The following is a 16,682-nucleotide window of genomic DNA, read 5'->3' on the forward strand; positions in this document are numbered from 1 at the left end:
CCCCTTCCATAAGTAGATTATTTTTCCAAGAAAATAAGTGAATAATAGTCTTTCATAACTTCTCCACCCATTTCCTCATACTTAGTATTCAACATTCTAGAACGGTGCATATCAGAATTCATCCAACTATGAATTAGTGTCGGCACATCATCAAAATCATATCCGACATTTTGGCTTGTAGAAATAAATGAAATGTTTTCATTACTTAATTGGCTTTTCAAAGCATCCTCAGTAAATTCAACATCATTAGAACCTGTTGCTTCATATAAGTTTACTGATGCAATGTGAGCTATATCTGAATTGACTTTTAGTGGTTTAATATTTTTTAACTTTCTCATCTCATTCGTAATTTCATATAGCGTCATTAATTGATTAGGATTTTGTTCATAAGGAAGATTATCTTTCTTAGCTTTATCAAAATCTTCTTCATTATAGTTATCATCAGATTCATTAGCTAAAGGATATGGCTTAAGAAATGCTAGTGCCTCTTTATCAAGAAAGCGAATACCCATAATTTGATTCGATTGCTGATCCACATAAACCTGTGCATAAACATTTCCATATTTAATCAATGTTTGCGTTTTTATATCTTCATCAGATAATTCGAAATTATAACTTTGACCATTCACTTTAATAGAAGGATCCGGGTTAATACTTGTATTTTCAAAAATATGTGATGCACTCTCATTAATTTTTAAAGGTGCAACATTAGCATTGTTTCCCGTTGCATAAACTGATTTTATTTTATTCTCTTTAGTTGAAACAATATAATATTGTTCATCTTTTTTAAATACGTAATTCATATAGTGCCCTTTAAATGGATATGTACGACTTGCTTGACCGTATTTATCAGTTAAATCATCTATATCTTTACCAATCCAAGTACCTACGCCCTCTTTTGGTGATGGATTTTCACTGGTGTTATGAGTCTTAGGCGCTTGTTCTGAATGATTAGTTGAAACAGTTTTATTTGGATTTTCTAATACATCAAATTTAAGTCTTGGTGAGTAAAATAAATATATAAGAAATAATACTAAAAATATTACACCTAAAACCTTAATTATTAATTTTGCCATCTTTCACCCACCTATTTTGAATTATATCTATTGTACAAAATAACTATTTTATTAATCAAGACATCCTACTTAGTATTACTACTTTTACCAAGTCATCCTTTTACAAATAAATTGATATTAATGTTACAAAAAAGACTAAGACAATGATGTCTTAGTCTCAATCAATTTGTATTTAATTTGTTACGCTAAATTCGATTATAATCCTAATGTTGCTTTAATTAGTGAAGTCGTTTCTCCACCCGGGTAAAATACATATAAAAGTAAGTAAACTGCTACACCAGTGATAGCTGTAAAGAACCATATAACTGATGCAATTGGACCTGCTTTTCTATGCCATTTAAATTTATCTTTATATGCTGTAATAATTTGAATTAACCCTAGAACGCCACCAATTGTAGCTAAATTAATGTGGAAAATTAAGAAAATTTTATAATATGTTCTAACTGAGTCTGGTCCCCCGAAATCTGTATTACCTATAAAAATAGTTCTTGATGCATAGATAATAAAGAAAGTTAATGCAAAGATTGCTGCCCATAACATTGTTTTCTTGTGCTTATCTATATCTCTATGCCAGATTTGCCACCATCCAATGGCAACAAAGATAGCACTAATCACAATACAACTTGTACTAATCGTCGGTAGAATTGGTAAATTCATATGTTTCATCCTTATTTAATTTGTATATTTTAAATCATTTTTATCAGTGAGATAACAACAACTAAAACGAAAAATACTACTAAATAATTTAGGGAGTAAATAAACATTTTTGTTGCCCATTTAGTTTGATCTGTCGCTTTCTTAAAAGAAGTTAAACCAACATATAGCCAACCTAAATTAAGCAATGTAGCTAATACTACAAATGTTGTCCCGAGACTTGATATTAGAAATGGTAGTGGAAGTAAAAAGACTAACCATATAAACATACTTATTCTAGTACGTTTAAATCCTTTAACAGATGGTAACATGGGTATATTAGCTAATGAATATTCATCACTTCGCTTAATTGCTAGAGCATAGAAATGAATTGGTTGCCAACAAAAAACAACTAAAAATAATGCAATTGCAATAAGACTTATATTTCCATCAATAGCAACCCAACCAATTAATGGTGGTACTGCACCCGGAAAACTCCCAACTACTGTGTTCCAAGTTGTATGTCTTTTAGACCAAATTGAATAATAAGACACATAACCCACAATGCCGATGAGTCCTAGTACACCTGATGGTACATTTAATAAGAATAAACAAGCTTCTCCTAATAACATCATACCAAAACTTAAAATTAATAAATTTTTATCTGAAATTCTATCATTAACTGTCGGTCTATTTTGCTTACTTGGCATTATTCGATCAATATCTTGATCATAATAATTATTTAATGCACAAGCGCCACCCATAATTAATGTTGATCCAATCAACATTAATAGAATTTGAGGTATTGACGATAGGAAGGAATGATTGCTCATCACAACAGCTAACCAAGCACCTGCAAATGCAGGAATTAAGTTACCTTGAACTAAACCCATCTTGATAATTTGTTGTAACTCTTTAAACGATACACGGCTCGATGGTTGTGACAAAGTTTGCTCTTTGCTCATGATCCCCCTCCTTAAAATTTTCATATAATACTATGATATAGCAATTACTAAAAATTGACTAGTTTATATCAAATTTAATTGTGACACTTTAACGACATTCTACTTCACTAATTTTTTGTTAGTTCCTATTGTTGTATAATTATTTTAATAATAAAATTGTAATAAAAATAGACATTAATTAAGAGCATTCAGTACTAATTAATCTACACTGTCAAAATACTCTTGATTAATGATGGGGTGTATAACATTGTTTAACAAACGAAACCTTAAATGGTTATCTGTATTAGCAACTATCATAATGGCATTCGTACAACTTGGTGGTGCATTAGTTACTAAAACTGGCTCTGAAGATGGATGTGGATCATCTTGGCCTTTATGTCACGGTGCATTACTCCCTCAAAATTTACCTATCGATACAATTATCGAATTAAGTCATCGTGCCGTCTCTGGTTTATCATTAATCGTTGTACTGTGGTTAGCTATTACAGCATGGAAACATATTGGCTATATTAGAGAGGTAAAGCCATTAGCAATTATCAGTATTGCATTTTTACTAGTTCAAGCATTGATTGGTGCAGCAGCTGTCATTTGGCAACAAAATTCATACGTATTAGCACTGCACTTCGGTATATCTTTAATCAGTTTCTCTTCAGTGTTTGTTTTAATGCTTATCATTTTTGAAGTCGATAAAAAATATGAAGCTGATGAACTATATATCAGAAAGCCATTAAGAAGATTAACATGGATAATGACAGGTATAGTATATTTAACGATTTATACTGGCGCTTTAGTTAGACATGCAAAAGCAAGTTTAGCATATGGAGGCTGGCCTTTACCTTTCCATGACATCATTCCACATACAGAGCAAGATTGGGTACAATTTGCGCATCGTGGTATGGCATTTATAACGTTCTTCTGGATAATGATAACGTTTATTCATGCAGTTAAAAATTACTCTGAGAATAGAACAATTCGATATGGGTATACAACTGCATTTATCCTTATCATCTTACAAGTAATTACTGGGGCTCTATCTGTAATGACTAATGTAAATTTATTCATCGCACTTTTACACGCTTTATTTATCACAATATTATTCGGTATGATAGCTTACTTTATTATGTTAATGCTACGTACGATTAGAAGTGAAAAAATCAAATAACCTATTAGTATAAAAGGAGATGTGAATGGTTCATTCACATCTCCTTTTTAATTAAAAATTTTATTAACGATGACGTTTATAAATATTAATTACTCCATTGAATCAATCTATTCAAAATTCAATATGAAATCTATTAATTAGCTTATTTTTTAAAATGAATTTTGATTTTAATCTGCTTTTTCAATTTCAATAAGTAAGTCCCCTGTTGCAATCGCATCGCCATTTACAACCGTTACTTGTTTTATAGTTCCATTGAATGGTGCTTGAATCGTTGTCTCCATCTTCATCGCTTCTGTAATTAATAAAGGTTGGTTTACTTTTACTTCTTCACCAACTGTAACTTTAACTTCAGTTACCGAACCAGGCATTTGAGCACCAATATGACTAGGATTTGATTTGTCAGCTTTAGGTTTCAAGTTCGTATTTGTTTTAATATTTTCATCTTTTATAGAAATACGACGTGCTTGACCATTCATAACATAATAAATTGTTCGATAACCATTTTCATCCGGCTCACTAATTGTTTCAAGTTTAATAATTAATCGTTTACCAGTATCAATCTCTATTTCAACTGTTTCACCATTACGCATACCGAAGAAGAACGTTGGTGTATCTAATAATGATAAGTCACCATATTGTTGTTTTGTTTGCATAAACTGATCAAATACTTTTGGATATAATACATAACTGATTACATCTTGTTCAGTCACTTCACCATAATCTTTTGCTTCAAGTTCTTGTCTGATTTCATCAAAATTCACAGGATCTAAATACTCACCTGGACGTTCTGTTAGTGGTTGTTGACCTTTGAGGATGACATCTTGCAATTCCTTATTAAAGCCATTGACTGGCTGACCTATATCACCTTTGAAATAAGATACAACCGATTCAGGGAAATCTAACTTATGGCCCTCTTTGATGACTGATTGCTCATCCAAGTCATTTTGAACCATATAAAGGGCCATATCTCCTACAACTTTAGATGATGGCGTTACTTTTACGATATCGCCAAATAAGAAATTAACACGACGATACATATCTTTGACCTCGTGGAAACGTTCACCTAAACCTAAACTTTTTGCTTGTTGTCCTAAATTTGAATATTGTCCTCCAGGCATTTCATGATGATAAATTTCGGTATTAGGAGACTTAATGTCACTTTCAAAGTCACTGTAGTATGGACGCACAGTACTCCAATAGTGACTGAGTTCTTCTAATCCTTCAATATCTGCTCTTAGATTTCGATTAAAACCATTTAATCCATAATACAACGAATTGGCGCTAGGTTGACTTGTTAAACCACTCATTGAAGCAACAGCTGTATCAATGATATCTACACCTGCATCTATCGCTTCTTTATAGATAAGTAGACCATTTCCACTTGTATCGTGTGTGTGTAAATGTATCGGTAAATTTATCGCAGATTTTAATTCTCCGATAAGTTCATATGCTGCTTTAGGTTTTAACAATCCTGCCATGTCTTTAATAGCTAAGATATGGAACCCTTCACGTTCAAGTTCTTTTGCTAATTTTACATAGTATTCAAGTGTAAATACATTTGAACGTTCAGGATTTAATATATCACCGGTATAACAGATTGCACCTTCAGAAATCTTACCTGCATTTTGAACCGCTTCATTTGCAACTTTCATTTGATCTACCCAGTTAAGTGAGTCGAAAATTCTAAAGACATCTACGCCTGCATTCGCACTTTCTTTCACGAACTTTTCAATCACATTATCAGCATAATTTTTATAGCCAACTGCATTTGAAGCACGTAATAACATTTGGAATAAAATATTGGGAATTGCTTTACGTAATCTTTCAAGTCGTTCCCATGGATTTTCTTTTAAAAAGTTGTAAGCGACATCAAATGTTGCGCCTCCCCACATTTCTAAAGAAAAACTATCTTTAAACACTTCAGCAGTTTTAGAAGCAATATTCATCATATCCTTAGTACGAACGCGAGTTGCTAAGAGTGATTGGTGTGCATCACGAAAAGTAGTATCAGTAACCAATACGTCGTTTTGCTCTCGTACCCAATCGGCTACTGCTTTAGGTCCTTTACTATCTAGCAGCTGTTTCGTTCCGTTCAAGGTATTAATTTTACTATGTGGCACTTGTGGTATAGCTGTCGATTCATAATCAGGTTTGAGTCTTTTTTCAACATTAGGAAAACCGTTAATCGTTACATTACCGATATATTCTAACGTTTTAGTACCACGATCTAGAGTCGGTGCAATATTAAATAATTCGGGTGTTTCTTCTATAAATTTAGTCGTATAATCCCCACTGCGGAATTGATCATTACGCATCACATTAATCAGAAACGGAATATTAGTTTTCACACCACGTATACGCATTTCACGAAGAGAGCGTTCCATCTTTTCTTCAGCTTGTTTAAATGTAACCGCATGTGTTGATAACTTAACCAATAGTGAATCATAATAAGGAGATATTTCTGCACCTTGGAAACCGTCACCAGCATCTAAACGTACACCAAAACCACCACTAGATCGATAAGCGATAATAGTACCTGAATCTGGCATAAAGTCATTAGATGGATCTTCAGTTGTTATACGACATTGAATTGCATAACCTAATGTTTGAATTTCTTCTTGTTGTGGCATAGAAACGCGTTCATCAAATAAGTTAGCACCATCAGCAACTAAAATTTGAGTTTTAACAATATCTATACCAGTAATCATTTCAGTTATTGTATGTTCTACTTGAACCCGAGGATTAACTTCAATAAAGAAGAACTCATCCCCTGATACTAAGAATTCTACCGTACCTGCGTTAACATATCTGATATTATTCATTAATTGTAATGCTGCATCACAAATTCGTTCTCGTAATTCTTTTGATAAGCCAACTGAAGGAGCTACTTCCACTACCTTTTGATGACGACGTTGCACCGAACAATCACGTTCATATAAGTGAACAATATTACCATATTCATCCCCAATAATTTGTACTTCAATATGTTTGGGATTATCTATGTATCTTTCAATATATACTTCACTATTACCAAATGACTTTTCGGCTTCAGATTTAGCTCGATGGAATGCGTCTTCTAATTCTCCTTCTTCACGTACGATACGCATCCCTTTACCGCCACCACCACTCGTAGCTTTAATCATTAAAGGAAAGCCAGCTTCTTGAGCAAAGGCTTTTGCTGCTTCAAAGTTTTCAATCGGTCCATCTGTACCGGGAATAACAGGCAATTTAGCATTTATTGCAGTTGTTCTAGCTTTGACTTTATCTCCAAACATATCTAAATGTTCTATATGCGGACCAATGAATTTAATTCCTTCTTCATCACAACGTTGTGCAAATTGTTTATTTTCACTTAAAAAACCATAACCAGGATGAATGGCATCTACACCAGCTCGTTTAGCCACATCTATAATACGTTCAATGTTTAGATAACTTTCGGCTGGCCCCAAATCCTTTCCTACTAAATAAGATTCGTCTGCTTTATATCTATGCAAAGCGTTTTTATCTTCATTTGAGTATATTGCCACTGTTTTAATATTTAATTCTGTTGCTGCCCTAAAAATTCTAATTGCAATTTCGCCACGATTAGCTACTAATAATTTTTTTATATTTTTCAAAAAAGGCACTCCCCTTTTAAAGTTTGAATATTCTAACTAATTAGATAATAAAATTTTATACTAACTCAAATAATAAAGCTATATTTATTTATTAAATAGTTGTTATAAACTTTGTAAAGTAACTAAAATGAATGAAAATGATTTCCGTATTAATAAACTATTAAAAATAAATATTTCTGTGGTAATCACTAAAAATTATCATTAGTTATAACTTTATATTATCATTTTAAATGATAATACTCCACTTACAATGACGTTGTATATTATATTTTCATAAAAATGTAAAAAACCTTTACATGAAATCAAGCTTTATTTCACGTAAAGGTTATCATCCTTATTTAAGAGATTATCTAGTTATACCTAGTTTTTGTTTTCTAGCTTTTTGTGATCGTTTTTCATCAATTTTTATTTGTTTTGCGACTAATAATAGAAGACCCATTGCGATACTTAAACTCAACATAGATGAACCACCAAAACTTATAAATGGTAGAGGTACACCAGTTAATGGAATCGTTGCTGAAATACCACCTAAATTGACAAAAGTCTGACTGCCAATATAACTAGCAACGCCTACACAAATTAATTTATAGAAATATGATGGTGTTTTAGTAGCTAATACGAAAGCACGATAAACTATGAAGAATAATAAGCAAATGACGAATAATCCACCTACTAAACCAAGTTCCTCACAAATGACTGCAAATATAAAGTCAGTATGTGCTTCTGGTAAATAACCAAGTTTCATAATTCCATTGCCTAAACCACGACCAAATAATCCACCATTACCAATTGCCATCAATGAGTTAGTTAAATGATAACCTGTACCGGCTTCTGAACTAAATGGGTTCATTAATGTACTAAAACGCGCTTTTAAATAATGTGGCATCATTCCACTTACAATAAAGAGCGATGCAATCGCGATGAAACTTCCTGCAATAAGCAAAACCGGTCCTCTTACTAATTTTTGGACACCGATACCTGCAAAAATAAACATTGAAACAATAATAATCATGATTAACAACGTTTGACCAATATCACCTTGCAATAATACTAAAAATAAGCATACGCCTATTAAAAATAGTGGCGCAGCAATTACTTTAATTTTCTCTCTTACTTGCGGTAATTTTCTACTTATTACATATGAAATATACAATATGAATGCAATTTTCAATAATTCCGATGCTTGTAAGTTCATAAATCCAAGATTTATCCAACTTTTAGATCCGTTAATATTTTTACCTATAATAAGTGTTAAAAATAGTAATATGAAGATTATAATCATAATCCATTTTTGAATATTGGGTTGTTGTAATATTTTAATATTCAACATAAAAGCGATAAAAAATACGACAATAAAACTCATAATAACGTAAATGAGTTGTCTATTATAAAAATACGTGCCAGATACTTCAAGTCCACCTGTTAACGTCCCTTTAGTTGCAGCAACCATACTCGCACTATAAACCATGATTAAACCGAAAAGACATAAAACAACGTATGTAATTAATAATGGATAATCGATGAACTTAGCAGTTCTACCTATGTATCTAAATATATTTTTTAAATTACTCATAAAAATGATCATCCAATTCTAGAATTTTAAAATTATAATGGTTAATAAAAATTACGTTTTAAACCAAATTTTCTGTCTAAACTATTATATACTTTGTGCTCATCGTTTAACAAATATAAACTAAATTTAAATCTACTCATTACTTTCAATATTTCTAAACTTAATATGATAATAATGCTTAAAATATAAAATGACTGAAAATATTATAAACATAATATTTCAGTCACAATGGTGAGATAATTTGTATGTAATTAATATTACAAATAACTCAAATTTATAAACGAAAAGTAAATAAATAAACTTTACTTATATATTTAATCGATAGTTATTTTACATTAGTAAATGCTTCATGAAGTTTAGATAATTCTTTTTCTAAACGAAGCATTAAATTTTTGCCGTCTTCTTTATCAACTAAGCCAAGCTTAACTGCAAAATCAACTTCTTTTTGTAAACCAAACATTTGTGTGTCGAGAACTTCTTCATATAACGGGCATGAAGGTAAAGTTAAATTATCCATTTGAACTTTAATTAAATGTAAGATTCTATCAGCATCTTGATTTAATTGCTCATAAGCCACGTTACTCATCTTCGATTGCTTCGGCATCACATACTCCCCCTATCATTAAATATCTTCATATCAAAAGTTTATCTTACTACTTTTTAAAAAGCAAGTTTATTCAGTGAATACAAGAATTTAATTGTGATAAAATAATGACTAGAACGAAATTAGGGAGTGGGCAAAAAATGATTCAAATCAAAGGCTTAGTCAAGTTCCCTATCACTTTAGATAGTACAACTTGGATATTCGATGATAGAAAAGTAAAAATTGAAGACATTGAAAGTGGTGTGTTTGAAGGAACGAAACCAATTAGATTCGAAGATAATCGCGAATGGAATAGAGCGATTCTTGAAGGTCAAACGAATCCACCTACTTTAAACTCAGAGATAAAATATCGTAAGCGTTCTGTATTAGAAGATTCATTTGCAATCAATATGACACCTTTCTTTAAAATTACAGAACCAAAAGACAATGCTACTGCGATAAAATTATTTAATGATGAGTCCTCAATTGAAGTTCCAATAGAATTATTACCTTATCTATTTTTCCAATTTGCGAAAGATGGAAAGCGTATGTATGATGATAATGCAGTAGACAGCTTTGTTTTTAACCCAGATAAAAAAGGATACTCACATGAATTTAAGTATGTTACGCATATAGAGGTGATCTAATTTGCGTGAAGTTCAGTGTATCATTTGTGATACAAAGGTTTTAATTGATGAAAATACGGTTGAAGCCAAACGACTTCGAAATAATCCTATAAGAACTTTTATGTGCGATGATTGTAAAAGTCGTTTAGATAGACCAAAACAACGTCTTAACAAACACCAACCGTTTAACTTTATTAAGAGTGAAGAATTGTAATTATTTTAGTAAATTTAATTAGGTTTTACTCAAAAAAGCCAGTAAATGAAATGACAAAATCTCATTTACTGGCTTTCAAATTTAATGTTTCAAACTATATTTTACGTTATAAACTTTAATTACTCATCTTGCATCATTTGTTTAACACGTTTAGCTTCTTTTTCACGTAATGATTTATTTAAGATTTTCTTTCTTAAACGAATACTTTGAGGAGTAACCTCTACTAGTTCATCATCATTAATATATTCTAAAGCTTCTTCAAGCGTAAGAATTCTTGGTCGGTTCATAGTTTGTGTTTGATCTTTAGTTGCTGAACGTACGTTTGTTTGATGTTTCGCTTTAGTAATATTAACAGTTAAATCATTTTCACGATTATGTTCACCAACAATCATACCTTCGTACACTTCAGTACCTGGCTCCATGAAGTTAACACCACGATCTTCTAAATTGATGATAGCGTATGCAGTTGCTTGACCTTGGTCCATTGAGATAAGCGCACCATTACGTCTACCTCCAATTTGTGCTTTAACACGAGGTCTGAACTCTTCGAATGTATGGTTGATAATACCATATCCACGAGTCATAGACATAAATTCAGTTGTGTATCCAATCATACCACGTGCAGGTACCATAAAGATTAAACGCGTTAATCCGTTATCAGTAGTCGACATGTCTAACATTTCACCTTTACGTGCACCTAATGATTCAATTACTGAACCTGCATTTTCAGAAGGCACTTCACATTGAACACGTTCGAAAGGTTCACTTAGAACACCGTCAATTTCACGTAAAATAACTTGTGGCTTAGATACTTGAAGTTCAAAACCTTCACGTCTCATATTCTCAATTAAGATAGATAAATGTAACTCACCACGACCTGCAACTACCCATGTATCAGGAGAATCAGTTGGCGTAACTTTTAATGAAACGTCTGTTTCAAGTTGTTGATCTAGACGTTCTTGGATTTGACGTGCAGTGACATAATCACCCTCACGTCCTGCAAATGGTGAATTATTTACTTTGAATGTCATTTCAAGAGTTGGTTCATCAATACGTAATACAGGGAGAGCTTCTTGGTGGTCTGTAGGTGTAACTGTTTCACCTACGTTAATATCTTCCATTCCTGAAACCGCAATTAAATCACCAGCTTGTGCTTCTTCGATCTCTTCACGTTTCAATCCAAAATAACCGAAGATCTTAGTCACACGGAAATTCTTAACTGTACCGTCTAATTTAATAAGTGACACGTTATCACCGACACGCATTTTACCTCTAAATACGCGTCCTACACCAATACGTCCTACATAATCATTATAGTCTAATAATGCTACTTGGAATTGTAATGGTTCATCATGATTATCTAATGGCGCTGGAACATAATCTATGATTGTTTCATATAATGATTGCATGTTTTCATCTTGTTTCTCTGAATCAAGACTAGCAGTACCATTGACAGCTGATGCATATACTACTGGGAAGTCTAATTGTTCATCATTCGCTTCTAATTCGATAAATAAATCTAAAACTTCATCTACTACCCCTTCAGGTCTAGCTGATGGTTTGTCAATTTTATTTACTACTACAACGGGTTTTAAATCTTGTTCTAATGCTTTTTTTAGTACGAAACGTGTTTGAGGCATTGTTCCCTCGTAAGCATCTACAACAAGTACAACACCGTCAACCATTTTCATAATACGTTCAACTTCGCCACCAAAGTCAGCATGTCCAGGTGTGTCTAAGATGTTAATTCTTGTACCTTTATAGTCAATAGCAGTATTTTTAGCAAGAATTGTAATACCACGTTCTCTTTCTAAGTCATTAGAGTCCATTGCTCTTTCGTCAACATGTTCGTTCTCTCTGAAAATTCCAGATTGTTTTAGTAATTCATCTACTAAAGTAGTTTTACCATGGTCAACGTGCGCAATGATTGCAATATTACGTACATCTTCTCTTCTATTAGTCATTTTATTATTCCTTTCTCGAGTAAACTCCCACTTTTAATTACAACTTTTTTATTATATCATATTATTAGTAAAAGATAACAAAAAGGTGGGGTATGGGATGGAAAAACCTAAGTCTAAAGGTATATTTTGGGTGCTATCTATTATAGCAGTAATATTTTTAGTGCTTTTTAGTTTCAGCGTTGGAGCTGGTAGTATTCCAATGATGATTTTAACATTTATACTTTTCATTGCAACTTTTGGCGCTGGTTTCACGCTTAAAAAGAAATATCGTGAAAATAACTGGCTTTAATATAGAAAAATGTCTCGGTAGTAAAATTTGGAAGAAATTCACCTTTCAAAGTTGACTGACCGAGACATTTTTTATTTTCTAAAACGTTGATGTAACTCTGTTAATACTTCATTATGAGGATTTAAATAATTTTCTAGAATCTCATTATGCGTTGCTTTATTTCCAACTAAAATAGAATTAGCACTTTCAATAGTGAGTGGTTCCCCCATTAAATTACTTCCAATTCCACCAACTTCATTTAAAATAATCAAACCACCTGCAAAATCCCATGGTTGCAATCGCGGTGTAATATATGCAGCCAATTGCCCTCTAGCTACACTTATGATTTCTAACGCCGCACTTCCAAAAGCTCTACAACTTCTTGCTTGGTTTACAATTTCTGAAAAAATGGGGCCCATTTTTGGCTTAGTAACCCAGTTTGGATTAATTCCTATTAAACTTTGGTTAAGTTGCGTGTTATCAATGGTTTTTAATTCATGATTGTTTTCAAAAGCACCTTCGCCAACTTTAGCATGGTATAGTACATCCTTCATTACATCATAAACTAAACCTGCATATGGCTTGCCATCTCGATAAATACCTATGGAAATCGCAAAGCCCTCTTGTTGATGAACAAAATTTAAAGTTCCATCAATTGGATCAACAACCCATACCACACCATTGATGTCTTCCATATGATGTCCATGTCCTTCCTCACCAATGACGCGATGATCAGGATAACTTCTTAAAATTGCATCGTATATATAGTTTTCAGTTGCTTTATCAACATTTGTTACTAAGTCGTTTGGGTTCGATTTCGTTTCAATACTTAAATCTTCTTTCATCATTATTCTAACTTTGTTGCCCGCTTCTAGTATTAAACCTTGTGCAAATTCATATAGTGACATATCATCATCTCCTGTTGTCTTCTATTATACAGAATTTCTGGCAATATAATCTATACATCATTGTATACCTTATAATTGTGAGTTTAAACGCTTGAAACCTTAATTTTGCTTTTGGAATGATTGAGTCATTCTGTGCTACAATAACTTTAAATTAATTATTCTGAAAAGGAGCAACGCTAATGACACAATATACATTTAAACCTAAAGATTTCAAAGCGTTTGAAGTTGAAGGCTTAGATGCTCGAATGGAAGCATTAAATGAATATGTAAGACCTCAACTTAATCAATTAGGAGATTATTTTAGTGAATATTTCACTTCTCAAACTGGAGAAACTTTTTATGCACATGTTGCAAAACATGCTCGTAGAAGTGTAAATCCCCCTGTAGATACATGGGTAGCTTTTGCTCCAAATAAACGTGGATATAAGATGCTACCTCATTTCCAAATTGGTTTATTTAAAGACCATTTGTTTTTAATGTTCGGTGTTATGCATGAAGGTAAAGATAAAGCTGAACGTGTAAAAGTGTTTGATAAACACTTTGATGTGCTCAAACAATTGCCTGAGGATTATCAAGTGAGTTTAGACCACATGAAACCTGAAAAATCCTACATTAAAGATTTAAGTGACGATGAATTACATAAAGCAATTGATCGTGTTAAGAATGTTAAGAAAGGAGAGTTTTTCGTTGCACGCTCCCTCTCTCCTAAAGATGCTGAATTAAAATCTGATAAAGCCTTTCTATCTTTTGTAAAAGAAACTTTTGATGAATTTTTAAAATTCTATGAATAAATAAAACATTTAATTCAATATGAGTTGTAAACTATGTTTACCTTAGTAAAAGCCTGGGCCAATAATTCAATGACTCAGGCTATAAATATATATTGGCAGTAGTTGACTGATTTAAAAATGCACTTGTAACAAGCTTTTTTAATTCTAGTCATCCTTGCCTGGTGGGCGGGGCCACAGCAAAAAGAATTTCCTAAAGAAATTCTACAAGCTAAGCGAGTTGGGGGTACAACGAAATAAATTTTGAAAATATTATTTCTGTCCTACTCTCTTTTTTTACGTCCAATTTTATTAGGTTGACCTAAAAATAAAGTTGGATTATTATAAAATAAATTAGTTTAAGGAGTTTTTTCATGGGTGTAATAGACAACAAAGAACAACGTAGTTTAGATGAAATTAATAGCACAATCGAATTTAATGACTCGCAACGTACTAGTCAGAAATTTTTAGCTTTTCTAGGACCAGGTTTACTTGTAGCGGTTGGTTATATGGATCCAGGAAATTGGATTACATCAATGCAAGGTGGCGCACAATTTGGTTATACTTTATTATTTGTAATTTTAATATCTAGCTTATCAGCAATGTTGTTACAAAGTATGACTGTTCGTTTAGGTATCGCTACTGATAAAGATTTAGCACAAATGACTCGTCACTATTTAAACAAACCAACTGCAATTATATTTTGGGTGATTGCTGAACTTGCAATCATTGCCACTGATATTGCTGAAGTAATCGGAAGCGCGATTGCTTTGGATTTACTTTTTAATATTCCTTTAATCATAGGTGCTTTAATAACAGTTTTTGACGTATTTTTATTACTTTTTATAATGAAATTTGGTTTTAGAAAGATTGAAGCAATCGTCGGTACTTTAATCTTTACTGTACTAATGATTTTTGTATTTGAAGTTTACATTTCATCTCCAAATTTAATTGAAATACTTAACGGATTTGTTCCACATTATCAAATTATTGCTAATCATAGTATCTTGTATATTGCATTAGGCATTATTGGCGCTACAATTATGCCTCATAATTTATATTTGCACTCATCAATCGTGCAATCACGTAAGTATAATCGCCATAGCTTTACTGAAAAAGCTCAAGCGATTAAATTCGCAACAATTGATTCTAATATTCAATTAAGTATCGCATTTATTGTAAATTGCTTACTACTTGTTCTAGGGGCAGCTTTATTTTATGGCGTCAATTCAAATAACATAGGTGGTTTCTATGATTTATATCAAGCTTTAAGAACACAACCTGTGTTGGGTGTTGTAATGGGAAGTATAATGAGTACACTATTCGCAATAGCATTATTAGCATCTGGTCAAAATTCAACAATCACTGGTACACTCGCAGGTCAAATAGTTATGGAAGGGTTCTTAAAACTTTCTATACCAAATTGGATGAGACGCTTAGTCACAAGGAGTTTGGCTGTCATTCCTGTTTTACTATGTCTTGTTATTTTCCGGGGCAATGAGTCTAAAATGGAACAATTGCTAGTATTTTCACAAGTGTTCTTAAGTATTGCACTACCTTTCTCATTAATACCTCTGCAATTAGCCACAAGTAATGAAAAATTAATGGGTCCGTTTAAAAATAAAAAGTGGGTTAACATATGCGCTTGGGGTTTAATCATCATACTGAGTTTCCTCAACATTTATCTAATAATAGAAACCTTTAAAGAATTATAAAAAAATCTAACGATTTAGCATTATAAATACTAAGTCGTTAGATTTTAGTTTTATATTTTAATAAATATATGGATCATCTTTCTTACGTTCATTATATGATTTTTCAGTTTGCCATTCATCCATTTTTACTTTTGTTGATTTAGGTTTTTGTTTTGGTTGATTAGGATCCTTTTTAACAAATAGCATGATTGCTACAACAATCCACAATATTCCTGCAATTAAACTCATATTAAATATACCTACTAATGCTGCGACAATTAAAAGACAACCTGCTAAAATAGGACGACCTTTAATGATTAACATACCAATAATGCCTAACAACGTTGAAAAGATTAATGTTCCCATAGAAAAAGCCATAGCAAAGTTGACCATTTCAGGTGTAACTTTAACATCTTGATTTCCAAATTGTTTTAGCATTTGTTGATATTGTTCAGTATTATTGTTATTTCTAACCATAAAGTAAGATAGTGATGACATAATTAAATAAATAATACTTAAACCACAAGCAATCCATCCAAGAATTAACTCTACTTTTCTACTCACTTTCTTAGCCTCCATTATTAAAGTATTTAATTAAATCATACTAAAATTGTAATCTATTTGCGACTAAC

15 protein-coding genes are annotated in these 16,682 nt (G+C 32.1%); 6 read left to right on the forward strand and 9 right to left on the reverse strand.

What is annotated here, in order from left to right:
- Positions 1-17: 17 nt before the first annotated feature.
- From EQ029_RS08595 to cyoE, 3 genes are all read right to left on the reverse strand, one after another.
- Complete coding sequence (locus tag EQ029_RS08595; protein ID WP_011276110.1) at positions 18-1,076, reverse strand: CAP-associated domain-containing protein; 1,059 nt, start codon at positions 1,074-1,076, stop codon at positions 18-20.
- A 195-nt stretch (positions 1,077-1,271) separates the two neighbouring features.
- Positions 1,272-1,733, reverse strand: a complete 462-nt coding sequence (locus tag EQ029_RS08600) for a DUF420 domain-containing protein (protein ID WP_011276111.1) — start codon at positions 1,731-1,733, stop codon at positions 1,272-1,274.
- A 29-nt stretch (positions 1,734-1,762) separates the two neighbouring features.
- The gene (gene cyoE, locus EQ029_RS08605; protein ID WP_057504712.1) at positions 1,763-2,674 is read right to left on the reverse strand and encodes a heme o synthase; all 912 of its coding nucleotides are present in this window, start codon (positions 2,672-2,674) and stop codon (positions 1,763-1,765) included.
- Between the two features lie 247 nt (positions 2,675-2,921).
- Between cyoE and EQ029_RS08610 the strand changes: the two genes are divergently transcribed.
- Positions 2,922-3,836, forward strand: coding sequence for a COX15/CtaA family protein (locus EQ029_RS08610; RefSeq protein ID WP_011276113.1), 915 nt, complete (start codon positions 2,922-2,924; stop codon positions 3,834-3,836).
- 167 nt (positions 3,837-4,003) lie between these two features.
- Here the strand turns inward: EQ029_RS08610 and EQ029_RS08615 are convergent, their stop codons facing one another.
- The 3 genes from EQ029_RS08615 to EQ029_RS08625 all read right to left on the reverse strand — a co-directional run bounded on the left by EQ029_RS08615 (position 4,004) and on the right by EQ029_RS08625 (position 9,630).
- Positions 4,004-7,453 carry a pyruvate carboxylase gene (locus EQ029_RS08615; RefSeq protein ID WP_037557933.1) on the reverse strand — a complete coding sequence of 1,150 codons (3,450 nt, stop codon included), beginning with the start codon at positions 7,451-7,453 and terminating at the stop codon, positions 4,004-4,006.
- Positions 7,454-7,799: 346 nt separating this feature from the next.
- The gene (ftsW, locus tag EQ029_RS08620; RefSeq protein WP_011276115.1) at positions 7,800-9,026 is read right to left on the reverse strand and encodes a cell division peptidoglycan polymerase FtsW; all 1,227 of its coding nucleotides are present in this window, start codon (positions 9,024-9,026) and stop codon (positions 7,800-7,802) included.
- A gap of 325 nt (positions 9,027-9,351) precedes the next feature.
- Positions 9,352-9,630 (reverse strand): Fpa/YlaN family protein, encoded by a 279-nt coding sequence (locus EQ029_RS08625; RefSeq protein WP_011276116.1) that lies wholly within the window; start codon positions 9,628-9,630, stop codon positions 9,352-9,354.
- Between the two features lie 140 nt (positions 9,631-9,770).
- Here EQ029_RS08625 and EQ029_RS08630 point away from each other — a divergent pair, with 140 nt between their 5' ends.
- Together EQ029_RS08630 and EQ029_RS08635 are read left to right on the forward strand one after the other, a co-directional pair.
- A complete protein-coding gene (locus tag EQ029_RS08630; RefSeq protein ID WP_011276117.1) occupies positions 9,771-10,256 on the forward strand; it encodes a hypothetical protein in 486 nt (161 codons plus the stop codon).
- Position 10,257: 1 nt separating this feature from the next.
- Positions 10,258-10,449 (forward strand): YlaI family protein, encoded by a 192-nt coding sequence (locus EQ029_RS08635; protein ID WP_011276118.1) that lies wholly within the window; start codon positions 10,258-10,260, stop codon positions 10,447-10,449.
- A 119-nt stretch (positions 10,450-10,568) separates the two neighbouring features.
- Here EQ029_RS08635 and typA read toward each other — a convergent pair whose 3' ends face one another.
- Positions 10,569-12,413 (reverse strand): translational GTPase TypA, encoded by a 1,845-nt coding sequence (gene typA, locus EQ029_RS08640; RefSeq protein ID WP_011276119.1) that lies wholly within the window; start codon positions 12,411-12,413, stop codon positions 10,569-10,571.
- A 97-nt stretch (positions 12,414-12,510) separates the two neighbouring features.
- Between typA and EQ029_RS08645 the strand changes: the two genes are divergently transcribed.
- Positions 12,511-12,702 carry a DUF5325 family protein gene (locus EQ029_RS08645; protein WP_011276120.1) on the forward strand — a complete coding sequence of 64 codons (192 nt, stop codon included), beginning with the start codon at positions 12,511-12,513 and terminating at the stop codon, positions 12,700-12,702.
- A 71-nt stretch (positions 12,703-12,773) separates the two neighbouring features.
- On the opposite strand, the gene EQ029_RS08650 is transcribed toward EQ029_RS08645, so the two are convergent.
- A complete protein-coding gene (locus EQ029_RS08650; protein WP_011276121.1) occupies positions 12,774-13,589 on the reverse strand; it encodes an inositol monophosphatase family protein in 816 nt (271 codons plus the stop codon).
- Positions 13,590-13,768: 179 nt separating this feature from the next.
- Between EQ029_RS08650 and EQ029_RS08655 the strand changes: the two genes are divergently transcribed.
- Complete coding sequence (locus EQ029_RS08655) at positions 13,769-14,380, forward strand: YktB family protein (protein ID WP_011276122.1); 612 nt, start codon at positions 13,769-13,771, stop codon at positions 14,378-14,380.
- 350 nt (positions 14,381-14,730) lie between these two features.
- Positions 14,731-16,071 carry an Nramp family divalent metal transporter gene (locus EQ029_RS08660; RefSeq protein ID WP_011276123.1) on the forward strand — a complete coding sequence of 447 codons (1,341 nt, stop codon included), beginning with the start codon at positions 14,731-14,733 and terminating at the stop codon, positions 16,069-16,071.
- 57 nt (positions 16,072-16,128) lie between these two features.
- Here the strand turns inward: EQ029_RS08660 and EQ029_RS08665 are convergent, their stop codons facing one another.
- On the reverse strand, positions 16,129-16,614 hold the full coding sequence (locus EQ029_RS08665; RefSeq protein WP_011276124.1) for a DUF4064 domain-containing protein: 486 nt from the start codon (positions 16,612-16,614) through the stop codon (positions 16,129-16,131).
- Positions 16,615-16,682: the final 68 nt, after the last annotated feature.

Source organism: Staphylococcus haemolyticus, from assembly GCF_006094395.1.
GTDB classification, from domain to species: domain Bacteria; phylum Bacillota; class Bacilli; order Staphylococcales; family Staphylococcaceae; genus Staphylococcus; species Staphylococcus haemolyticus.